Here is a 21,510-nt window from a genome sequence, read left to right on the forward strand (position 1 = left end):
GTCACGTTCCCTTCTTTTCGTGAGTGAGATTGTGTCCCGCATTCGCACATTACTTTCTCACGGCGTTTTCGCCGCCCTCGGCGTCTATGCAGTGGTAACGCTGGCGTTCGCTATCGTCGCCCTAACCCCGGACCCCGGTGAGGCGTTTATCGCTCACCAACTGGCTCGAACGGGACAGGGTGACAAAATCGAAGCAAAAATTCAAGCGTATCGGACGGCTCGAAACCTCGACAAACCAGTCACCGTCCGGTACATTCGGTGGATGATAGACATCACGGTGTTCGACTGGGGGCGCTCGCTCGCGACCGGTCGTCCCGTCCTCGCGATGGTGCGCGACGGACTCTCCTACACGCTGTCGTACGTGGTCCCCGGTATTCTGGTCGGCACGCTCGGCGGTATCTGGGCCGGACTCTCAGGCGCACTGGGTGACAAGACGAACTCTCAGCGCGGTCTCTCGCTTGTTTCCTACGTCTCCTTCGGCGTCCCGAGTTTCTGGCTCGCCGCCGCGTTCCTCGTCGGCGTCGCTCCGAATCTCTCGTGGTTCCCGGACATCCTCCCGACCAGTGGTCCGTTCACCCCCGAAACCATGCTGTTTCTCACGCCACCCGCGATAATCGTCGCGGCCAACGTCTTCGCCGGACAACTCAGATACGCCCGTACCAAGGGCCGCGAATACTTCCAGTCGGACTTCGTGCGCCAGCATCAGGCAATCGGAATTAGTCAGCACCGCGTCATGTGGTACGTCCTCCGTGTCGCCGCGGTCCCGCTTCTCGCGGTGTCTTTGGCCGACCTCATCGCCATTCTCGTCATCAACGTGTTCGTCATCGAGTTCGTCTTCAACATCCCCGGTATCGGCCTGCTCACCTATCAGGCAATCCTCGACCGCGACATGCCAGTCGTGTTGGGGATGACGATGGTCGTCGCTCTCACCGGCATCGGTGTGAACTTCGTTCAGGAGGTCGCAAACACCGTTCTCGACCCGCGTATCGGTGACGATGGAGGGACAGCATGAGCGGGAGCCTCTCTCGTCGGTGGGCAGGCACCGACTCGTCCGACAGCCTTGGGCTTCGGCCAATCGTGGTCATCGCCGGACTCGTGGGCTTTGCGGCCCTCTCGTGGTACTCTCTGTTCGTCGACCCGCTCCCGTACCTCGACGGCTTCCGGAGAATCGACTTCCTGTTCATCCCGGCGTTGTTCCTGTTCGCCGTCTACGGCGTCGTGCCGCTGGCGGTCGAGCCGACCCGGGCAAAACCAGTCTGGGACTACGCGAGAGGGCGGCCGCTCGTCATGTTCAGTCTCCTGTGGGTCGTCGGATTCGTCGTCGCCGGACTGGTCGGCCCGCTTTTTATCGAGCGGTCGTTCGACCTCGGCGCGACCCACCAGCCACCAGCCTTTACCACCATCCCAAGTACGTTCTCGAACGACTGTCTCGGGACCCTCGCTAACGGTCGTTGTTCCGGCACGCTGGTTCACCCGCTCGGAACGACGAGCATCGGCCGCGACGTGCTGACGCTCGCCATCTTCGGAACGCGCGAGGCGCTCACGTTCGCGACTATCGTCGCAGCATTGCTCGTCCCCGTCGCCACGTTCGTCGGCGTCATCGCCGGGTACCGCGGCGGTTGGACGGACGAAATCCTGATGCGGGTCGTCGACATTCAGCAGACCCTTCCGGCGTTCGTCATCTACCTCATTGCAAGCTTCCTCTACGGTGAAAGCCAGTTCCTGCTGGTCGCGGTCTTCGGGCTTACGAGTTGGGGGAGCGTCGCGCGAATCGTCCGCAACGAGACGGTTCACCTGCGCGCGAGCGAGTTCGTGTCCGCCGCAGTCGTGGTCGGTGCCGGAACGCCGCACATCCTCCGCAACCACATCCTTCCGAAGCTCTCCGGCTCTATCGTCACCGCGGTCACGCGCCAGATTCCGATGTTGCTCCTCGTCGAGGCGGCGCTGTCCTACATGGACCTCACCGTCGTCACCACGGGGTCGTGGGGCGTGACGATTCGAACCGGAATGAACTACTTCCCGCGGGCGTGGTGGGTCTCCACCGTTCCGGTGGTCGCTCTCTGTGTGACTGTCGTCTCCTTCAGCGTGCTCGGCGACGCGCTCCGGCACGTGTTCGACCCACGGATGACCGAGTGACTGTCCGCCCCGCAGGTAGCCGAGTGACTGTTCGACCCACGACTGAACGACTGACGGGACACAACCCTCATACCTTCGCAGGCTAACCCCCACGCAATGAGCCAGCGCGGCCGGTCCCTTCTCGCGTCGCGGGCCGACGAGTACGACTTCGACCCCGAGTCAGTCCCTGTTGCCGACGCGGACGTGCTCGACCTCTTGGAACCCGCCGTCCAGAAGTGGTGGGTCGACCAGTTCGGCGAATTCGTCCCCGGTAACGGCGGCTTTTTCACCCCGCCGCAGCGCGGGGCCATCCCGCTCATCCACGAGGAGCAAAACGCCCTCATCTGCGCCCCCACCGGGTCCGGAAAGACCCTCGCGTCGTTTACGGCCATCATCAACGAGTTGTTTCGCCGTGACCGCGAGTCGCCCGACGGCCTCGACAACTCGGTGTACTGCCTGTACGTCTCACCGCTGAAATCGCTTGCAAACGACATCCATCGCAACCTCACCGAACCGCTTTCCGGTATCGCCGACATCGCCGCCGAGCGCGGTGAGTCTATCGACCTCAAACACGCCATCCGCCACGGCGACACCTCGTCGGCAGACCGCCAGAAGATGCTCGACGAGACGCCGCACATCCTCAACACGACGCCTGAGACGCTCGCCATCCTGCTGAACTCGCCGAAATTCAAAGAGAAACTCAGAACCGTCGAGTACGTCATCGTCGACGAGATTCACAGCCTCGCCGAGAACAAACGCGGCACGCACCTGTCTGTCTCCGTAGAACGACTGGAAGACCTCGCCGAGTCGTCGCCGACGCGCATCGGGTGTTCCGCCACCGTCGAACCGCTGAAGACGGTCGCAGAGTATCTCGTCGGCTGTGAGGATGGCGAACCGCGCGACTACGAAATCGTCGACACGCGCTTCGTCCGCGACTTCGACCTCGAACTGGAGTGTCCGACCGACGACCTGATTCGAACGCCCCGAAACGAGGTTCAGTCGCGTTTCTACGACCGCCTCCACGAACTCGTTTCCTCCCACACGAACACGCTCGTGTTCACGAACACCCGCTCTGGGGCAGAACGTGTCCTCCACAACCTCCGCGAGGAGTTCGACGACATCGACGAGACCAACTCCGGGTGTCACCACGGCAGTCTCTCCAAGGAGCGCAGACAGGAAATCGAATCCAGACTGAAAGCCGGGGAGTTGCAGGTCGTCACCACCTCGACGAGCCTCGAACTCGGCATCGACATGCCACACATCGACCTCGTGGTACAGGTCGGGTCGCCGAAGTCAGTCGCCTCGCTCCTCCAGCGAGTCGGCCGGGCAGGTCACCAACTCGGACAGACTGTCGAAGGTCGGGTCATCGCCCTCGACAGAGACGAACTCGTCGAGTGCGCAGTCATGCTCAAGAAGGCCGAAGAAGGGTTCGTCGACCGCGTATTCGTCCCCGAGAACGCCTTCGACGTAGCCGCCCAGCACGTCTACGGGATGGCCATCAACGAGATTCGCCCGGAATCCGACCTCCGAGAAACGCTCCGCCGCGCGTATCCCTATCGGAACTTCTCGGACGACGACTTCGAGCACCTGTTTCGCTACCTGACGGCCGACTACGACGGCCTCGAAGACAAGAACGTCTACGCGAAGGTCTGGCGCGACACCAACGACCCACCTGACGGCGAGCACCACTACCCGGAGTACCCCGTCGGCGAACCCCTCGTCGGCAAACGTGGACGGATGGCGCGCGTCATCTACATGACCAACATCGGCACCATTCCCGACTCCTTTACCTGCGACGTGGTCACTCGCGGGGGTGACGAATGGGTCGGCACCCTCGACGAGGGCTATCTCGACACGCTGGAGAAAGGCGACGTGTTCGTCCTCGGCGGCGACAACTTCGCCTACCGCTACCGCCGCGGGTCGAAGGTGTACGTGGACCGAACCGCGAAGCGACCGACCGTCCCCTCGTGGTTCTCCGAGCGCCTGCCCCTCTCGTACGACCTCGGGCGGGAGATTGCGGCGTTCCAAGCAGCAATCGTCGACCGCCTCCAGTCGGGTGGGCCGCCGGCGGTTCGCGTGTGGCTTCGGGACTTCCCGCTGGACGAAAACAGCGTCCGGGCCATCGCGCGAATGTTCGACGAACAACTTCGCTACGCCGGCCCGGAGAGCGTCTCGACCCCGAATCGCCTCGTCGTCGAAGAAGAACTCGACCGCGAGGCGTACCGCCGACACTACTACGTCCATTGCACCTTCGGCAGACAGTTCAACGACGGTCTCTCGCGCCTGCTTGCGTACTACGCTGCCCGGCGAACCAACGCGAACGTGCAGGTCGCCGTCGCCGACAACGGCTTTTCACTGTCGATGCCGCTGAACCGCAAACTCGACCTTGCGGGCGTCCTCCACGGCCTCGACCCCGACACCGTAGCCGAAGACTTGCGGGCCGCACTCGGCGGCACCGACCTGTTGAAACGGTACTTCCGCATCAACGCCACGCGCTCGTTGATGATTCTGAAGCGCTACAAGGGCTACGAGAAGTCCGCCGCACAGCAGCAGGTCTCATCGGAGATGCTCCTGTCGTTCGCACAGGAGTTAGACGACTTCGCCGTGATGGAAGAGACCTACCGCGAAATCCTCGAAGACAAACTCAACCTCGCGGCCATCGAGGACGCCGTCGAACAGGTCGCCGCAGGTGAGATGGGAGTCGTCGACGAACAGGTCTCGACACCCACGCCCCGAGCGTTCGGCCTTGCGACGCTCATGGCAAGTGACGTGGTTCTCGCCGAAGACGAAAGCGCGGCACTCCGGGCGTTTCACGACCACGTCCTCGACGAAATCGGCGAGGACGACATCGAACTTGACGTGTCCTGAGCGGAGGGCCGCGACCCCGGCCCGGCCGGTATCCGGCCGGTACCCGGTCGCCCTCACACCAACAGCGTGTTCAGCGCGTCCGGAACCACGAGAACACGGCTTCCGTCTTCGATTGCGTCTTCGACCGACTCGCGGGCGTACATTAGACACTCTTCGACAACTTCGGGCGACGCCGAGTTCGTCACGAACACGTCGTGGTCACGGAGGACACGCGCGACGACGAAGGCCCGTTGCGCGCCCGGTTCGTATCCCTCTCGCATCGACTCGTAGAGCGACGTGGCGTCGGTCGCGGTCGAGAGCGCGTCGTAGAATCGCTGTTCGCCGGTTCCTTCACCAGCACCCTCGGGGAGCGCCGCGGGAACGACGAGTCGCCCGCCCTCCCGAAGCGGGTTGTGGTCGCCGAGGGCGACGTAGGTCGCGGCACGAGTCGCCTGATAGAGGTTGGCGTCTTTCGGCGCGCCGACGCCGCAGACGACCGCGTCGTACTCGTCTTCGATAGCGACCGAGAGTGCCTCGCGCGCAGTCTCGGCCAGCGACCGGACCACTGAGATGGGGTCGCCCGCAGCCGCGCCGAGGAACCCATCCGGACCTTTCGTCACGTTGAGACAGAAGTCCGGGCCGCCGACGAGTCCGGCCCGGTCCAGCGTCTCGCGGAAGGGGTTGCCGCGGACGCGACCCAGTCGGACACCATCCCGAGAGAGCATCTCCGGACCGTGGGTGTCGCGGATGATGGATTCCGACCCGGCACCGATGACGACGGTCTTTGCACCCCCGGAAAAGCCCGCGTACTGGTGGGGTTCGACCATTCCCGTCGAGAGAACCACGTCGGCAGACGCGACGGCGGGGTGGACCGCGACCGGACAGCCACCGACCGCACCGAGTGTCACCACCGAACCGGGGTCGTGGTTCACCGCGAGGGCCGCGTACTCGCCGAGGCCATCGCGGAGTTCTTCGTCGGTCATCGGGCGATGGAGGCCGAGGCCGACGACGACCGTGACGTTCTCTCGCGGGACCGGCAGGTGGTCGAAGAGTGCGTCCAAGAGTACGTCGTCGGGCGTGTCGCGGGTCACATCGGTGACGACGATTGCCACGTCGTCGGTCGAATCGACCAGCCCAGTGAGCGGCGGGCCGTGGGGCGTCTCCATCGCTATCTCGGCGGCGGTCCGGGGGTCGACCGGGTCGCCACCGGGCGGCCGAGCAACGTCCACGTCGCACGACGGGAGCGAGATGGAGAGCGTCCCGTCTCCGAGCGGGAGGTCCATGCCTCGCAGTTCGGCAGCGGAAAGGTGAATCTGTCGGCGAGTCGATGCCGCGAAAGGTGAGAAGCGGCTATCGCCGCGCCCACTGCAACAGCCGCTCGTAAAACGGGTCGGACGCGAGTGCGTCCGCGTCGCCGACGAGACAGAGCGCCTTCTTCGCCCGCGTGAGGGCGACGTTGATGCGGCGGTGGTCCTCGAACAGTGGCCCATCGAGGTCGCCGGTGGCGACGAACGAGACGATAATGACCTCCTTCGAAGAGCCTTGGAACCGGTCTACTGTATCGACGGTCACATCGGTTCGGCGGGAGATTTCGGCTACCTGCGCTCGGAAGGGCGCGATGACACCGATGTCCTCGGGCGCGACGCCCGCGGCTTCGTAGGCGGCGACTATCTCTGCTACGCGGTCCGCTTCGGTCGGGTTCGTGTTGCCTACGCGCCGCCCGTCGGGGTCGACGAACGAGACGGGGTCGGTGATGGCCGGGGGCAGTTCGGTGGTGTCCACATCGAGGTCACGGAGATGCTGGGCCGCGACTTCCCCAGTCGCCGGGCGGAGCGCGCCGTCGTAGAACTCCGCAGAGGCGAACGACTGAATGCGCTGGGACATCCGGTACTGGCGGTCCAGCATCACCGACGCATCCGGATAGGTTTCGATGAGGCGCTGGAACAGCGAGGTCTGGAGGTCGTTTTCGGCGCGAACGACCGGCGGGAGTTGCTTGTGGTCGCCGACGAGGACGAACCGGTCTGCGAGGTTCACGGCGGCGAGCGTTCCGGGTTCGGTGAGTTGCGAGGCCTCGTCCACGAGCGCCACGTCGAAGGACTGCTCGCGCATCACGCGCGACCCGCAGGTGGCGGTCGTTGCGGCCACGACCGGGGCGTCATGGAGCGCGCCCGCGAGGGTGTTGGGGTCGCCGCTTCTGGAGAGGCGAACGTCCTGCATGTCCTCGCGGACGCCCGTCTCGGTTCCGACGCGGACGATGTCTTCGAAGCCTTGGTCGCGCAGGGCTTCGAGCGCGTTGTCCACAGCGCGGTTCGTGAACGCCGACAGGAGGACGCGGTTTCCGTCTTCGACGAGCGCGCGGATGGTCCGGGCGATGGTGTAGGTCTTTCCCGTGCCCGGCGGCCCGTGAATGAGCGCCACGTCTTCGGCGTCCACTGCGAGGCTGACGGCCTCGTCCTGCATCTCGTTGTTGTCGATGTAGGTTGTGCCCGCCGAGCGGTCCGAAAACTCGGGGTCACGGCGACCGAAGAGTACGTCCTTTCGGTCGGGCGACCCCTTGAGGACGGCGTCGTGGAGCGCCGTCAAGAGGCGGTCCACGGTGAGTTCCGAGGGGTACACGTCGAGGCGGCGCAGTGGGACCGGTTCGTCGGTGGTGACGACGACTTCGTCGCCGAGTTCGACGATGCGTGCGAGTTCGGCGTGCCCTTCGACCGGGTCGCCGTCGCTGGCGAGGGCAACGTCGCCCGCGCGGAGTTTCGACACCGCGTCGTCGGTCTTCTTCGCGCGGAGTTCCCACGTCCCGTCGGGGCGCTCCTCGCGGCCGAGGGGTTCGAGGCCGATGATGGCCCGGTCGTCGTCGGCGCGTTCCTCGGCGGACTGTTCCCAGAGTTTGCGGTACTCGTTGTGGACCGCCCGGCGCTCTTCCTCGATGGCGCGATAGAAGCGGTCGAAGTACTCGCGTTCGTCCTCCGGGACGGGCTTTCCGATGGCTCCGGCTTTCGATTCCTGTCCGAGGCGACCGGAGACGACCATGCAGGTGTCTTTCTCGAAGCAGTACTCGCACTTCGAGTTCGACTCGTAGCCCGTCGGCACCGACACGTCGTGTTCCATCGCCGCGATTTCGTTGCGGGTGCGGACGACGAATTCGAGCAGTCCGCGACCGATAGAGAAGTCCTTCGCGGGCGAGAGGTCGCCCGACTCCTCGGTGCGGTCCAGCGTCGTGTTCTTGGTGTAGAGGAGCGTCCCCGTATCGACCGGGACGCCCCGCTCGTCGAGGATGAGGGCGTAGGCAGCCGCCTGAATCTTGTCCTGGAATCGCGGGTCGCGGTTGAGGTTCTTTCCCGTCTTGAGTTCGACCGGTGCCCCGCGGCGGAGGGCGTCAGCGCGTCCTTTGATGCCGAACATCGGCGAGATGAGGGTGTACTCCGAGCGCCACTCGTCTTCGTCTGTGAGGACGCCCTGCGAAAGCCATCCCTCGATAGCGGCGGCATTGCGCCGGACCTCGTCGGCGACTTCATCGACCTCGCGGCCGAGCAGGCCGAGTTCGAGGCCGCGCTCTTCGATTCGCTCGTCGATGGAGGAGTCGAGGTCGCGGCCGCGGAGCAGATCACCGAACACCTCGTGGACGATGGTCCCTTTCACGACGGGGTAGTTCAGCGGGATGCCCGAGAGTTTGTTCAGGTAGTACATCCGCGAGCACTGCACCCACGAGCGGATGTCGGTCACGTCGACGAGGAAGTCGGGTTCGACGACGACAAAGGAGTCGCTCGAAGTCGCGTAGGTCGTCTCGCCGCGGTACTCCGACTCCTCGACGTCGGTGACGAGCAGGTCCATTCCCGGTTCGGCGTGCTCGGCGGCGTGGGTCCATTTGCCCCAGAGCGTGACGGTGAGTGGGTCGGCCGTCCCGCGCTCGGGGCGGAGCGTCACCTCCGCCAGCGAGCGCTCGCCGTACTGCGTCTCGACTTCACGTGGCTCTCCGACTTCGACGAGCGGACCGCGAAGGTTCACGTCGAAGTCGTCGGTGAGGCGCGGGCAAATAGCCGTCGGTCGTTCGACTCCGCGGAACCAACGTGACTCTTCGCCAACCGTCACGTTCTTTCTCTCTGCACGGGTATGCTCACCCATGCGGGTCAGAGATTGGCAAGACATCCTTTCGGATGTCGTCAACGACGGCCGCGACCCGGACGACTGGCGGGCCGTGGCCGGACGGCGACGCGACGGTATCGGCGAAGACCTCTACCTCGGTCACCCGAACGCCGGAGTCTACCACCTCAAGACCTACGCAAAGAACCCCTACGACGTTCGAGGCGTCGGGACGCGGGTTGCCCGCCGTATCGACGACGGCCTCGACTCGCTGTTCCCGCACCGCGAACGTGACGAGACCGGCCGGTTCGGCGTCCAGCGCCCACCAGAAGACGGCGACGAGGCGGAGTCGATGGCGATGCGCCTCGAAGAGACGGTGAAGGTCCACGCGGAGGCCCCAACCACGCCCGACGACTTCTTCACCGACGTGATGGAAGCGCTCGATAGCCCCGCCTTCGGGCCGATGGACTACGAGTTCGACGACCGACCCGACCGACTCGACGACCTCTCCTCGGAGTTTACCGACGCCGACGACCTGCTCTCGTCGGAACTCGACGACCTCATCGAGACCGACGAGGTCGACCGCGGATTCTACTGACTGACCTCGGTTTGGAGGTTCGTATCGCAACAACTGTTTCCAGCAATCCAGCGGTTTCAAATCGTCTGGGGGTCTACAATTCGAATATGTACGACTCGTCCACAGAGACGCCATCGGACGACTCGGAGGACCAATGGTCGGACCGAGTCTGAGCGACGACGAGACACGCCTCGCGAACAGTCGCATCAAACTCGGGTTTATCGCCCTTATCAGCATTTCCTCCGGTCTTATCGCGGTGACCGCCGACGCAACACTCGTTCAAGCAGGTATCGCGGCTCTCGCCGGTCTCGTCGTCGGCTGGCTCCTCACCAAGTATATCGCGCAGTGGGGTCGTGAGTTCACGGAGGTAAACCGGCGCCGGTAACCACAACTCCCCCACAATTGAGAATCATGTCAATTGGGAAATCTGTACACAGAATGGTAAACAGAACAAAACGTGTGGCAACGAATCGCAGGGTATATATCCATTCCCTATAGACAGATTCTCGCCGGTAACCAGGGCAGGGGCAACGACCTGGTTATTCACCGGATGCCTTGTGGGGTTTCAGGATTGGGCTCCTGACACAACACAGGGCACCTACCCAAGGTGCGTGCGCGAACCGAACGCCCGTTCGGTCCTCGGGTGCGCATTTCTGATGGAGTTGCAGTCTCCTCAGGGCGACACCCGTGCGATCCATCGCTCGGGCGCGTCCAATTCTGCGTTCGTCGGTAAGTTCTCCGGATGGTCCCACACGCGCGACGCGGCCGCGACGCCGCGCTCGTCAGCGACCGCCTCGAAGAATCGAGCGCCACGTTCGTACTGTCGCCGCTTGAGACCGAGACCGAGGAGTCTGCGGGCCAGTTTTGCGATGGGACCACCACCACGACGACGTTCGTCGAGTTTCCGGCGGAGGTCTTCGTACTCGTCGTCGAATGCCCGGTCCATCAGGAGTTCTGCGTAGCCCTCGACCGCCGTCATGGCCGTGTCGAGTTCGTGGAAGGCGCTCCGGTCGATGTCGCCTTCGACGAGCGCGTCGATACCGCGTTCCATCCGCGATTCGAGGTGCGTCGAGAGCCACGGTGCTGCACCGAACTCCGCGGCGTGGGAGACTTCGTGGAACGCAATCCACCGTCGGAACCGGGGATAGTCCACGTCGAGCGAGTCGGCGACGCGGCGAATGTTGGGGTGGACGAAGTAGAGCCCGTGGTCATCACCGTCGGCGAGGAGCAGCGGGTCGTACTGCCCGAGGACGTTGTTGCCGAGAAACGAGAGGACGAGGGCGAACGTCCCGGTGTTGACTGCGCGGGTGAGTCCCGGCAGGAAGACCGGGCTGTGCTCCTCGAACGGCACCATCACGCGACGGAACGTCTTGATGTTGGCATCAATCCAGTGGTGGCGGTTCTGGACCTCGACGGCCGCGGGCACATCGAAATCGACGGCTGCGACGCGCCGCAGTCTATCGCGGGCGTCGCGAACGTCGGTCGCGTATCCGTCGCGCTCAGCGGCCGAGAGGTCGATAGAACCCGGTTCTATCGCCGCCTTCGATGCCTCGGCGGCGGCATCCCAGTCGATAGTGCCGGTTCCAGTCGCCGAGGCGTCTGCGACCGCCCGGACGCTCCGGAAGAAGTTCATACGGGTACGTGGGGTCCGTCGGCCAAAACGCTTCGGACGGACTGCAAAACAGTCGTCATATCCGACCGATAGGACCCCCGCTAAAGATTAGACGCTCTCTCGCGTGTGTTCTGTATGAACCGAACCATCGACCACTGCGCGTTCGGTGGTCTCGAACTCTACGACCTTCGGACCGCCGCCAACGACGTGGGCCTCACCCCGACCTACGGTGGCGAACACAGTACCGGGACAACACACATGGCCGTCGTCCCATTCCCCGACGGGTCGTACCTCGAACTCATCGCGCCGACGCTCGGCACCGACGCCGAGAACGCGGACTTCTGGCCGACGCACCTCGCTGCGGACGCCGGACCGACAGCGTGGTGTCTAGACGTCGCCGACGTGCGAGCGACTGCGAAAGCCGCCATCGATGCCGGGATTTCCGTCGACGGCCCGCACGAGGCCGCACGTGAACGTCCGGACGACCGACTCGTCGAGTGGGACATGTGCTTCGAAGGCGACGACGAACGCCTCCCGTTTATGATTCGAGACCGAACACCGAGGGAGTATCGCGTCCCGAGAGCGTCACCCAACACGCCGATTCGCGGTCTTCAGACCGTCGTCATCGCGACGCGTGACCGCGACTCGACTGCGGCGTTGTTCGCCCGCCGCCACCGATACCCCTCACCAATCGACATCAACGGGCCGTTTTCCAACTTCGCGGTCCTTCCCGGGTCACCCGTAGCACTCTGCGAAGCCGGTGACGGTGTCCTCGCGGAACGAATCGAGGAGGTCGGCGAGGGTCCGTGTGCGTTCCTCGTCGGCGTTACCGACCTCGACAGGGCACGCCAGACGCTCTCGCTCGGTGGAGAACAGCGCTACAGTGACCGGCGGATGGCGTGGTTCGACCACGAACTGTTCGACGGACGCTTGGGCGTCGTCGAACTGGCCTGAGTCGCTACAGGCGGTCCCAGTGGCCGACTTCGGCGCTCATGCCGCGCAGTTGTTCGGCCCGAGTTCGAGTTCTGTCGCTTCTTCTTCTCCGGTGACCGACTCGCGTCCGCTGTTGATACTGATGACGCGCTCGTAATTCGGTGGTTTCTCAGGCGTGTCGTCGGCGATGCGGTGCACGAACGTCTCTTTGTCCATCGAGAGCAGGTCGAGTTCGCGCCGAAGGTCGCCGAGCGTGGCACTCACGAGTTTGCCGGGTGCGGCCACGCCGTAGACGCCTTCCGAATCCACCGAGACGTGCCCGGGGAGGATGTGCGTGTCGTCGGGTAAGGAGAGAATCGACTCGTGAAGCGTCTCGTAGAGCAGTTCGGCACCCGTCGCGGCGTCCGCGTCACCAGACGCAGTCTGGTGGCCTGCCGAGGGAACCTCGGCAACGTCCCCAAACTGGAGTTCCGTCCGCCCGACCGATTCGACGAAGAGCGTGTCGCCGGTCAGCAGATACTGGTCGTCGACCAGATAGTTCATCATGTCGGAGGTGTGTCCCGGCGCGTAGCGGGCCTCGATGTCGACATCACCGAGTGTGATAGTGTCGCCCTCGTCAAGGGGGACGAAATCGTAGGCCACGTCTCTCTCTGCTGCGTGACTGCCGAGATAGTAGGGGACGTCGAGTCGGTCCGCCAGCGCCCGCCCGCCCGAGACGTGGTCCGCGTGGACGTGCGTGTCGAGGACGCCCGCGACGGTCAACTGTTCGTCCGAGGCGACGAGTTCGAACTCGTGGTGTTGTCGCGTCGCGTCCACTACGACGGCCTCTCCCGCCGAACGCGACCCGACGACGTAGCCGAGACACCCCTTCGCGCGGCGCTGGACCTGCGCGATGAACAGGTCGTCGTCGCCCGTCTCGACTTCGACGACTTCGTAGAGTTTACTCCAGTCTTCCATTCCGCCTTTGACGACCGATACGTCGTCGTATCCGCGGCGACTGAGTTCGAATCCGAGCGATGTCGAGGACAACCCTTTCCCGCAGAGAGTGACGATTGGTCCCTCCGCGGCGAGTGCCTCGACTTGGTCCCAATCCCACCCCCCACCGAGGCCGTCGATGGGGTGGTAGGGTACGTTCACCGCACCCTCGATGTGCCACGCGTCGAAACTCTCGGACGGGCGTGTATCGATGACGGTGAACGACGCTCCGGCGTCGAGGTTGGCCGCGAGTTCCTGAACCGTGAGTTGGTGGAGGAGTTTGCCCATACTATGTGCTATGTGAACAGTACTCAAAACCATTTGTGACAGATGGTTCTCGGCGATGTAGCGGCCACGAGACAGCACTGTCATTCAGCGGACGCCAGCGCTCTTGCTCGGCAGATAGCAGCGCCGTTGCTCACCGGGTGAGCGTCAGAAAAGTTCGGTCTGAAACGTCCGACCCGTCTTACAGTTCGGCCTCGAAGTCTTCGAGGGCGTAGACGGTGTCGGTTCCGCGGCGGTCGAGCGTCTCGTTGGCGAGAAGCCAGTAGACGACCGACAGTGCGCGGCGACCCTTGTTGTTCGTCGGGACGACGAGGTCAACGTTCGAGGTCTGGTTGTTGGAGTCACACATCGCGATGACGGGGATGCCGACCGTGATGGCCTCCTTGACCGCCTGTGCGTCTCCAATGGGGTCGGTGACGACGACCACGTCGGGTTCGATGTAGCCGGCGTAGTCGGGGTTCGTCAGCGTTCCGGGGATGAAGCGACCCGTGCGGGCACGGGCACCGACGGCGTCGGCGAACTTCTCTGCCGGGAAGCGACCGTACTGGCGCGAGGACGTGACCAGAATCTGCTCGGGACTGTAGTTCGCGAGGAAGTCCGCGGCGGTGCGGATTCGCGAGTCCGTCTGGCTCACGTCGAGGACGTACAGACCGTCGTCACGGACGCGGTGGATGAACCGCTCCATGTCCTTGGTCTTCTGCTGGGTACCGATGTGGACACCGGCGGCCAGATAGTCTTCGACCGGGATGAGCAGGTCGGCGTCTTCGTCGGGCATAACGTCCTCGTCGAAGGCCGGTTCCTGCGCTGCTTCTTCAGCCTCGGCAGCCTCGTCGGCCGCCTCGGCGGGCTCTGCTGTCTCGTCTTCGGTGGCGGCCTCGTCGGTGACCGTCTCGGCGACCTCTTCGGCCTCCGTCTCGGTTTCCTCGTCGACGACCTCCACCGCGTCGTTGTCGTTGTCGCTCATGCTGCGTCGTCCGCGATGCGGATGAGTTCGTTCAGCTTGGCAGTTCGCTCGCCCTGGACCGTCCCCGTCTTGATGAAGGGGGCGTCGGTCGCAACGGCGAGGTGTGCGATGGTCGTGTCTTCAGTCTCACCAGAACGGTGCGAGATGACGGCGTCCATCCCGTTTCGAGACGCCAGTTCGACGGCGTCGAACGCGTCGGAAAGCGTCCCAATCTGATTTGGCTTGATGAGGATGGAGTTCGCAGCACCCACGTCGATTCCCTCGGAGAGGCGGTCGACGTTGGTCACGAAGAGGTCGTCGCCGCAGATGAGCGTGCGGTCGCCCACACGGTCTGTGAGTTCGGCGAAGCCTTCGTAGTCGTTCTCGTCGAGCGGGTCTTCGACGTAGACGAGGTCGTACTCGTCGACCATCTCGGCGACGTAGTCGATCTGTTCGTCAGGCGTCTTCGTCTCGTCACCGTAGTGGTAGACGCCGTCTTCGAACATCTCGGACGCCGCGATGTCGAGACCGAAGCGAATCTCGAAGCCGAGGTCGTCCTCGACATCGGAGACGGCTTCGTCCATAATCTCGAACGCCTCTTCGTCGGAGACTGCGGGTGCCCATGCACCCTCGTCACCCTTTGCGGCGGGAATGCCGCGCTCGTCGAGAATCTCGGACGCACGGGCGTGAACCTGTGCGTTGGCGAAGACTGCCTCGGAGACGCTCGGCGCGCCGACCGGCGCGGCGAGGAACTCTTGGATGTTCGTCGCTTCCTTCGCGTGTTCACCGCCACCGATGACGTTCCCGAGCGGTGTCGGGAAGTTCTCGCCGCGGAACGCACCGCCGAGGTGCTGGTACAGCGGCGCACCGAGCACGTCGGCACCGGCCTTAGCGGCAGCCATCGAGATTGCGACGGCGCTGTTTGCGCCGATTTCCGAGAAGTTCTCGGTTCCGTCGGCACCGCGAAGTGCGGCGTCGACCTCACGCTGGTTCCCGGCGTAGACTTCGTCTACGAGACGGGGAACAGCGTGACGGCGCGCGGCCGCAATCGCTTCAGTCGGTGGAAGTTCGATTGCTTCGTATTCGCCGGTGGACGCCCCACTCGGTGCCGCAGCGCGACCGAACCCACCGGATTCGGTGAGTACGTCGGCTTCGACGGTCGGGTTTCCACGCGAATCGAGTACACGGCGTAGGGATACGGATGTGATTCGAGTCATGTTCTTACTGACCCTCTCGTTTGACGGTGAACGGAAGGACTCCTGCGTCGTACTCCTCGGCCGCGATTAGTATAGGTTCGGTCTGCTCGCTCTCGACGAGCACAGGCGCGCCGTAGGAGACCTGCAGCGCGCGTGCACCGAGGATTCGGGCCTTCTCGTATCGGTTGTACCGTTGCATCATTGGTAGGGTGACACGACATCGACGAGGTCCTTGTGCGATACCATCATCCGCCGGCAGCAGGCACGAGTGACGCCAAGGTCGTCGAGGACATCTGCGGGGTCCTCGTCGCCCTCGCGAGCACGGGCCTTGAATTCGTCCCAGTGTTCGCCAATCACTTTGCCGCAGGTGAAACACCGGACGGGAATCATCATGGGTAGATCACCTCAGCGGTAGGACTTCTGGTAGCGAGCGCGCGCGCCCGGTCCGCCCCACTTCTTGGGTTCGGACTGGCGGACGTCGTTGACCAGCAGCGAGCGGTCGAAGTCCATGTACGCGTCGCGAAGCTCCGCGTTGTTGAGGTGCTGCACCAGCCCACGCGCGAGCGCGGTGCGGACTGCGTCGGCCTGACCGGCCACGCCGCCGCCGCTGACACGCACGTCGATGTCGACCTTCGAGCGGAGGTCCTCACCTGCGATGCGGAACGGTTCCAGCATCTTCAGGCGGGCCATCTCCGGTTCGACCAGCTCGACCGGCTGGGAGTTGATACGGACTCGCCCTTCGCCCTCGCGCACGGTGGCGCGGGCGATGGCGGTCTTCTTCTTCCCTGACGTGTTCGTTACCATGTGACGTTAGCACCCAGCTTCTCGGAGACCTCTCCGAGCGAGATGAACTTAATGTTCGACAGGCGGTCCAGCGAGGTGTCCTCGAGCATCTCGCCGTCTTCGTCGAACGGATTGCCGACGTAGACGCGGATGTTGGAGAACGCCTCACGCCCGCGGGGCTTCTTGTACGGAACCATCCCACGGATGGCGCGCTTGAAGATTCGGTCGGGACGCTTCGGGTAGTAGGGACCCTGGTCCGAACCGATTTCGGCACGCTTGCGGTAGACGCCCATCACGTCGTCTTCCGACCCAGTGATGACGGCGTCTTCCGCGTTGATGACGGCGACCTTCTCGCCTGCGAGGGAGCGCTGTGCAACCTCGGAAGCGACGCGGCCCATAATGCAGTTTCGTGCGTCGACGACAACGTCGGCGTCGAATTCTGCGAGGCTCATCGGATCACCCGTACGTTAGACCCTTCGGGGTTCTGTTCAGCGAGTTGTTCCAGCGTCACGGTGTCGCCGACCTGCTCGATCTTCTTTCGAGCGGTGGACGAGAAGTCCACGGCCGCGACTGTGACGTTCTTTTGCAGCACACCGCTACCCAGCACCTTGCCGGGCACGACGACGGTTTCATCTTCCTGAGCGTATCGTTCGATACGACCAAGGTTGACTTCCGCGTGGGTGCGCCGTGGCTTTTCGAGACGGTCCGCGACATCCTGCCAGACGTTGGCACCGGACTCACGCGAGACCGCCTTCAGCTCGGCGATGAGACTGTTGAGTCTCGGGTTCGTCTTACTCATTGTCTACCTCCAGAGAGAAAGCGGAGTGCAGGGAGCAGGATTTGAACCTGCGGACTCCTATGAGACAGCGCCCTGAACGCTGCGCCGTTGGCCAGACTTGGCTATCCCTGCACGCATTCCGCTCTACTTCATGCCCCGTAAAAACACCTTCGGTCCGGCCCGGTGCCGTGGTGCGGTCGCACGCCACGTGTGTGGCGAGTGCGGCCGCTCCCGGGATGGGCGAACGTCGGTGTGTGTACGGGGCAGTATCCATGCTTATAGTGCGACCTTCTCTTCGAGCTCGGCAGCGCGGTCGCCAATAGAGGCGACGGCGCGCGTAACCAGCTCGTCGACGGTGAAGGAACCGTCCGTCTCCACGCTGAAGACGAAAGCCCCCGGTACGTCGTGCACTTCGACATCCTTACCGGGGTACCGCTTCGTCAGGTCGTTCCCGAACTCATCAGTGACGACCAGGTCGCCGTCTTCGGCGTCCTCGTCGTCTGCGTGTTCCGCCGCGGCCTCTTCGATGACGCCACGGAGGATGTTCGGTTCCTGCTCATCGAACTCGCCGGATTCGCCGACGACCTCCACGCGCTGGAGGTGTCGGTATCCGACGGAGACCCCGCCTTGGTTTCTGGCGTGGTCCTTACCGTAGCCGAGGACTGCGTCAGCCTCGAATTCGAGGCGCTGGCCTTCCTTCAGCTCGATGATTGGGACGTTTTCGTCCGCCGGGACGACCATGTCGTCCGCAGACTCGATGTCTCCGGAGTACGCGGTCGCGGGCCCGTCGACTTCGAGCGCGACGGTGACAGAGTCACCAGGCTCGAAGTCGTCGAGGGGCGTGGTCAGCGGAACCAGACCGAGGCGAAGCCCGATCATCTCGTCGAACATGACCGACGTGTTCTCCACGAACCGAACGGTTTCGATGGAGAAGGTCGGCACGTCGGCGATCATCGCCCGACGAATGCCGTTGGCTAGCGCCGGGGTCAGACCGCGCGCGACGAAGCGGGCGCGTCGGTCTTCGCGTTCGATGAACTCGACCTCGAAGTCGTCTGCCATTGTGTATTAGAGTCGGCTGTTTTTCGGCGCGCGAGTCCCGTCGTGCGGAATCGGCGTCACGTCCTCGATGCGGCCGATTTCGAGACCAGCACGAGCGAGGGCGCGAATCGTTGCCTGTGCGCCGGGGCCGGGGCTCTTGTTCCGGTTGCCACCGGGGCCACGGACGCGGACGTGCAGACCCGAGATGCCAGCCGCCTTGATCTGGTCGGCGACGCTCTCAGCCATCTGCATGGCAGCGTACGGGGACGCCTCGTCACGGTTCTGCTTCACAACGGAACCACCGGACGACTTGACGATCGTCTCGGCGCCCGTGATGTCAGTGACCGTGATGAGCGTGTTGTTGAACGATGCGTGCACGTGGGCGATTCCCCACTTGTCACCGGATTCGGATTCGCTCATTCTTGGGCCTCCGCGCGCTCAGGGTGCAGTTCGTCCGAGAGCGGCGACGTTTCGTCGAAGCTCACGGCGTCTTCTTCGTTGACTTCGACCTTACGGGACGGGACCGTAATACGAGCGCCGTCGATCGTCACGTGACCGTGAACGATGAACTGACGGGCCTGCTGCGGGGTCTGTGCGAGACCCTTGCGGTAGGCAACCGTCTGGAAGCGGCGTTCGAGAATGTCCGTCACGTCGAGACGCAGCGTCTGGGAGATGTCGTCTTCCGCAGACAGAATGCCGTAGCGGCGCAGGCGGGTGACGAACTCGTCACCGAGCGCCTCTGCTTCCTCGACGTCACCCTGGGCCTCACCGAGGAGGCTACGTGCCTCACGGCGGATGTTACGCAGTTCGGACTGCGCGCGCCAGAGCTCTTCCTTGGTCGAGAGACCGTAGCGAGACAGGAGGTCGGCCTCCTGAGCGATACGCTCGCCCTGGAACGGATGGTTGGGCGTCTCGTAGAACTTGGTGTTGTTACCGGTCGTCATTCTTCAGCCTGCGCCTCCTTGATCTCCTCGACGTTGACACCGATGGTGCCTTCGGTACGTCCAGTGGACTTCGTCCGCTGGCCGCGAACCTTCTGGCCGCGCTGGTGTCGAACGCCCTTGTAGGAGCTGACCATCTTCATGCGGTTGATGTCGTGACGCCGCTTCTCTTCGAGGTCCGACCCAGTGATGTGGGCCGTCTCGCCGGAGTAGAAGTCACGCTGTCGGTTGACCATCCACTCTGGGACGTGTTCCTCGAAGTTCTGGACGGCATCGACGACGGAGTCGATTTCGTCCTCGGGGAGCTTACCGAACAGTGCCGTTCGGTCAACACCCGCGGCGTCGGCGATAATGCGCGCTGTGCGCTTGCCGATACCCTTCATGTCTGTCAGGCTTCGCTCCACCGTCTTCGTCCCGTCAAGGTCGGTCTGACCAATTCGGATGAAGTAACGGAGGTCCTCACCCTCCTCCGGAGAGCTATCCTGTGGTTCTTCTGCACTCATGACTTGGAAAGTCGTGTTGTGAGCGTTGCGGCGGGGATTCGAACCCCGGGGGCTTGACGCCACTGAGTTAGCAACCCAGCGCCTTGGGCCAGGCTTGGCTACCGCAACACTGCGTTCGTGTTATTTTCGCCCTCTCGGACTCGGGGCCGACGCCCCTACAGCGATTGCATGCGATACGAGACGTGGGCATTACTTAAACATCACGAAAGGGTGCCGCCGTGCGACTGCTGGACATCGTCCCGCTCACCACCCTCTGCGGTGTGTTATGACGACCCACCAAAATCATAACAACTTCTGTTACGTATGCCGTGCAATGAGTTCGACAGACTCGGCCGCCACGCCGACGAAGCCGGTTCGCATCGAGGCGAGAGACGAACTGGACGCCCTCGTCTCCGAGCACGACCAAGTGCTCCTCGATATCTACACGAAGGGATGTACCCTTTGCCAGAGCATCGAACCGGTCCTCGGAACCGTCGCGAAGGCGACTGACGTGGTTGTCGCGATGATAAACCCGAAGACGGACATAACCATCGCCGAGGAGTACACCGTTCGGAGTGTTCCGACGCTCCTCCTCTTCGACGACGGTGAACTCGTCGGACGCCTCGACGACGGTTTTCAGGGAGCGCAGGCTATCATCGACTTCGTCGAAGGTGGAGGACAGTAGCCAAGTCGCCGCAGGGTCGGAGAACGTACGAGGAGTGCGTCAGCCGTCGATATCGGTGTCTGAGGTGGCCACGTCGCCCGGATTCCCATCAACCGGCATTACGTTGTCGAGGAGGAAGTACACCGACTCTCGCATTGCCTCGGCGGATTCCGGGCGCGTCTGTGTGACGTGAACGTCGAGTGTGCGAAACAGGAACGCCATCAGATTCTCGGCCATCATCTTCGCGTTCATCGGACGGTAGCGCCCGGCTTCTATCTCTCGCTCGATGAGCGTCGAGATGGTTTCTATGATGTACGACTCCATCTCCCCGAACTTCTGGCGGAAGTCCTCGTCGTGGATGGTCTGTGTCCGAAGTTCGAAGATGACGCGCTGGAATATTTCCAGTTCTTCGATTTCCGGTGGCGTCATCTCTTCGCAGGGCTTGTTGTCCTCGGGGAGCACGTATCCGACGAACTTTCGAATCTCCGCGTCAGCATTCTCGGCACCGGGGTCTATCGTGGCGATGTAGAGGTCGATGACGTAGTCCAGAAACGCCAACAGCAGTTCGTCTTTGTTCTCGTAGTGGTAGTACAGAAGCGACGTACTCTTCTCGAATTCTGCGCCGATGTTCTTTATCGAGAGGTCGGCGTAGCCGTGTTTTGCGAGCGCGTGGAGCGTGGCGTCCATAATCGCCTGCTCCGTCTCGCTTCGTCCAGTGTCGATTCGGTCGTCGTCCATAATGTGTGATGAATGTCCGTTCAGTCGTCAGTCGGTTCGTCGAGGCGGGTGGTACACCAGTGACAGAAGTCGAGGTCAGCGTCAACCTCGCGGCCGCACTGCGGGCACGACACAGAGTCGGCGTCGTCGTCAGTCAGCACCCCGGACGGCTCGGAAACCTGCTTCAGGCCGAGGAAGAACGCGTCGACGACGCTGACCAGGCTCACCGCGAGAACTGGAAGAATGTCGGTCAGTGGTGGAACCGGGCCGCCGTTCGCCAGTGCTTCGAGCGCCTCGACTGGAACGAACAGCGCTGAGACGGCGAACGCGAGCGCGACCCACAGCAGGGCACGTCGCCAGCGGCGGAGGTAGAGATGGCCGAGGCCAGTGACCGCGAGACCGAGTATCGCGGCGAGCCACGGGCGAACCTTCGTCAGTTCGGACATGGTTGCATTCGGTTGATTCTGAGTCATGAGCGTTCCGTTCGTCGTGTGTTGGAGGGAAATCCGTGTCGTGGGCTGGTTAGCGGGCGATTTGGGCAGTG

Annotated in this window: 24 protein-coding genes and 2 tRNA genes; 7 read left to right on the top strand and 19 right to left on the bottom strand. The window is 63.4% G+C overall.

Features of this window, described 5'->3' with window-relative positions:
• Window positions 1-31: 31 nt before the first annotated feature.
• From ACH9L7_RS02955 to ACH9L7_RS02965, 3 genes are all read left to right on the top strand, one after another.
• The gene (locus ACH9L7_RS02955) at window positions 32-1,012 is read left to right on the top strand and encodes an ABC transporter permease (RefSeq protein WP_396612261.1); all 981 of its coding nucleotides are present in this window, start codon (window positions 32-34) and stop codon (window positions 1,010-1,012) included.
• On the top strand, window positions 1,009-2,136 hold the full coding sequence (locus tag ACH9L7_RS02960) for an ABC transporter permease (RefSeq protein WP_396612262.1): 1,128 nt from the start codon (window positions 1,009-1,011) through the stop codon (window positions 2,134-2,136). The genes ACH9L7_RS02955 and ACH9L7_RS02960 overlap by 4 nt, the downstream gene beginning before the upstream one ends.
• Before the next feature lie 96 nt (window positions 2,137-2,232).
• Window positions 2,233-4,983 carry an ATP-dependent helicase gene (locus ACH9L7_RS02965; RefSeq protein WP_396612263.1) on the top strand — a complete coding sequence of 917 codons (2,751 nt, stop codon included), beginning with the start codon at window positions 2,233-2,235 and terminating at the stop codon, window positions 4,981-4,983.
• A gap of 53 nt (window positions 4,984-5,036) precedes the next feature.
• Here ACH9L7_RS02965 and ACH9L7_RS02970 read toward each other — a convergent pair whose 3' ends face one another.
• Both ACH9L7_RS02970 and ACH9L7_RS02975 read right to left on the bottom strand, forming a co-directional pair.
• Window positions 5,037-6,245: a lactate racemase domain-containing protein gene (locus ACH9L7_RS02970; protein ID WP_396612264.1), complete on the bottom strand. Its 1,209-nt coding sequence runs from the start codon at window positions 6,243-6,245 to the stop codon at window positions 5,037-5,039.
• Window positions 6,246-6,312: 67 nt separating this feature from the next.
• A complete protein-coding gene (locus ACH9L7_RS02975; protein WP_396613318.1) occupies window positions 6,313-8,967 on the bottom strand; it encodes an AAA domain-containing protein in 2,655 nt (884 codons plus the stop codon).
• A gap of 115 nt (window positions 8,968-9,082) precedes the next feature.
• Between ACH9L7_RS02975 and ACH9L7_RS02980 the strand changes: the two genes are divergently transcribed.
• Together ACH9L7_RS02980 and ACH9L7_RS02985 are read left to right on the top strand one after the other, a co-directional pair.
• A complete protein-coding gene (locus ACH9L7_RS02980) occupies window positions 9,083-9,640 on the top strand; it encodes a hypothetical protein (RefSeq protein WP_396612265.1) in 558 nt (185 codons plus the stop codon).
• A gap of 133 nt (window positions 9,641-9,773) precedes the next feature.
• A complete protein-coding gene (locus ACH9L7_RS02985; protein WP_396612266.1) occupies window positions 9,774-10,004 on the top strand; it encodes a hypothetical protein in 231 nt (76 codons plus the stop codon).
• Window positions 10,005-10,292: 288 nt separating this feature from the next.
• On the opposite strand, the gene ACH9L7_RS02990 is transcribed toward ACH9L7_RS02985, so the two are convergent.
• Window positions 10,293-11,252: a zinc-dependent metalloprotease gene (locus tag ACH9L7_RS02990; protein ID WP_396612267.1), complete on the bottom strand. Its 960-nt coding sequence runs from the start codon at window positions 11,250-11,252 to the stop codon at window positions 10,293-10,295.
• A gap of 114 nt (window positions 11,253-11,366) precedes the next feature.
• Between ACH9L7_RS02990 and ACH9L7_RS02995 the strand changes: the two genes are divergently transcribed.
• Window positions 11,367-12,185 carry a VOC family protein gene (locus ACH9L7_RS02995; RefSeq protein ID WP_396612268.1) on the top strand — a complete coding sequence of 273 codons (819 nt, stop codon included), beginning with the start codon at window positions 11,367-11,369 and terminating at the stop codon, window positions 12,183-12,185.
• A gap of 36 nt (window positions 12,186-12,221) precedes the next feature.
• On the opposite strand, the gene ACH9L7_RS03000 is transcribed toward ACH9L7_RS02995, so the two are convergent.
• From ACH9L7_RS03000 to ACH9L7_RS03065, 14 genes are all read right to left on the bottom strand, one after another.
• A complete protein-coding gene (locus tag ACH9L7_RS03000) occupies window positions 12,222-13,427 on the bottom strand; it encodes a rhodanese-like domain-containing protein (protein ID WP_396612269.1) in 1,206 nt (401 codons plus the stop codon).
• Between the two features lie 178 nt (window positions 13,428-13,605).
• Window positions 13,606-14,388 carry a 30S ribosomal protein S2 gene (gene rpsB / locus ACH9L7_RS03005; RefSeq protein ID WP_396612270.1) on the bottom strand — a complete coding sequence of 261 codons (783 nt, stop codon included), beginning with the start codon at window positions 14,386-14,388 and terminating at the stop codon, window positions 13,606-13,608.
• The gene (eno, locus tag ACH9L7_RS03010) at window positions 14,385-15,584 is read right to left on the bottom strand and encodes a phosphopyruvate hydratase (RefSeq protein ID WP_258302371.1); all 1,200 of its coding nucleotides are present in this window, start codon (window positions 15,582-15,584) and stop codon (window positions 14,385-14,387) included. The genes rpsB and eno overlap by 4 nt, the downstream gene beginning before the upstream one ends.
• 4 nt (window positions 15,585-15,588) lie before the next feature.
• Entirely contained in the window at window positions 15,589-15,765 is a 177-nt protein-coding gene (locus ACH9L7_RS03015) for a DNA-directed RNA polymerase subunit K (RefSeq protein ID WP_049918782.1), read from the bottom strand.
• Window positions 15,762-15,956, bottom strand: coding sequence for a DNA-directed RNA polymerase subunit N (locus ACH9L7_RS03020; protein ID WP_007543524.1), 195 nt, complete (start codon window positions 15,954-15,956; stop codon window positions 15,762-15,764). Before ACH9L7_RS03020 ends, ACH9L7_RS03015 begins: the two co-directional genes overlap by 4 nt.
• A 12-nt stretch (window positions 15,957-15,968) precedes the next feature.
• On the bottom strand, window positions 15,969-16,367 hold the full coding sequence (locus tag ACH9L7_RS03025; RefSeq protein ID WP_396612271.1) for a 30S ribosomal protein S9: 399 nt from the start codon (window positions 16,365-16,367) through the stop codon (window positions 15,969-15,971).
• Complete coding sequence (locus tag ACH9L7_RS03030) at window positions 16,361-16,798, bottom strand: 50S ribosomal protein L13 (RefSeq protein WP_396612272.1); 438 nt, start codon at window positions 16,796-16,798, stop codon at window positions 16,361-16,363. The genes ACH9L7_RS03025 and ACH9L7_RS03030 overlap by 7 nt, the downstream gene beginning before the upstream one ends.
• The gene (locus ACH9L7_RS03035; protein ID WP_007543527.1) at window positions 16,795-17,145 is read right to left on the bottom strand and encodes a 50S ribosomal protein L18e; all 351 of its coding nucleotides are present in this window, start codon (window positions 17,143-17,145) and stop codon (window positions 16,795-16,797) included. The genes ACH9L7_RS03030 and ACH9L7_RS03035 overlap by 4 nt, the downstream gene beginning before the upstream one ends.
• Before the next feature lie 26 nt (window positions 17,146-17,171).
• Window positions 17,172-17,256 (bottom strand) — tRNA-Leu (locus tag ACH9L7_RS03040).
• A gap of 144 nt (window positions 17,257-17,400) precedes the next feature.
• On the bottom strand, window positions 17,401-18,183 hold the full coding sequence (locus ACH9L7_RS03045) for a DNA-directed RNA polymerase subunit D (RefSeq protein ID WP_396612273.1): 783 nt from the start codon (window positions 18,181-18,183) through the stop codon (window positions 17,401-17,403).
• Between the two features lie 6 nt (window positions 18,184-18,189).
• The gene (locus tag ACH9L7_RS03050) at window positions 18,190-18,582 is read right to left on the bottom strand and encodes a 30S ribosomal protein S11 (RefSeq protein ID WP_396612274.1); all 393 of its coding nucleotides are present in this window, start codon (window positions 18,580-18,582) and stop codon (window positions 18,190-18,192) included.
• Window positions 18,579-19,106, bottom strand: a complete 528-nt coding sequence (locus tag ACH9L7_RS03055) for a 30S ribosomal protein S4 (protein ID WP_396612275.1) — start codon at window positions 19,104-19,106, stop codon at window positions 18,579-18,581. Before ACH9L7_RS03055 ends, ACH9L7_RS03050 begins: the two co-directional genes overlap by 4 nt.
• A complete protein-coding gene (locus ACH9L7_RS03060) occupies window positions 19,103-19,606 on the bottom strand; it encodes a 30S ribosomal protein S13 (protein ID WP_396612276.1) in 504 nt (167 codons plus the stop codon). The genes ACH9L7_RS03055 and ACH9L7_RS03060 overlap by 4 nt, the downstream gene beginning before the upstream one ends.
• Window positions 19,607-19,629: 23 nt before the next feature.
• Window positions 19,630-19,714, bottom strand: a tRNA-Ser gene (locus ACH9L7_RS03065).
• A gap of 205 nt (window positions 19,715-19,919) precedes the next feature.
• Between ACH9L7_RS03065 and ACH9L7_RS03070 the strand changes: the two genes are divergently transcribed.
• Entirely contained in the window at window positions 19,920-20,270 is a 351-nt protein-coding gene (locus tag ACH9L7_RS03070) for a thioredoxin family protein (RefSeq protein WP_396612277.1), read from the top strand.
• Window positions 20,271-20,309: 39 nt separating this feature from the next.
• On the opposite strand, the gene ACH9L7_RS03075 is transcribed toward ACH9L7_RS03070, so the two are convergent.
• Entirely contained in the window at window positions 20,310-20,987 is a 678-nt protein-coding gene (locus tag ACH9L7_RS03075) for a TetR/AcrR family transcriptional regulator (protein WP_396612278.1), read from the bottom strand.
• 20 nt (window positions 20,988-21,007) lie between these two features.
• Window positions 21,008-21,412 (bottom strand): zinc ribbon domain-containing protein, encoded by a 405-nt coding sequence (locus ACH9L7_RS03080; RefSeq protein ID WP_396612279.1) that lies wholly within the window; start codon window positions 21,410-21,412, stop codon window positions 21,008-21,010.
• Between the last annotated feature and the right edge of the window lie 98 nt (window positions 21,413-21,510).

The organism is Haloferax sp. S1W (genome assembly GCF_044593955.1).
In the GTDB taxonomy this organism is placed as follows: Archaea; Halobacteriota; Halobacteria; order Halobacteriales; family Haloferacaceae; genus Haloferax.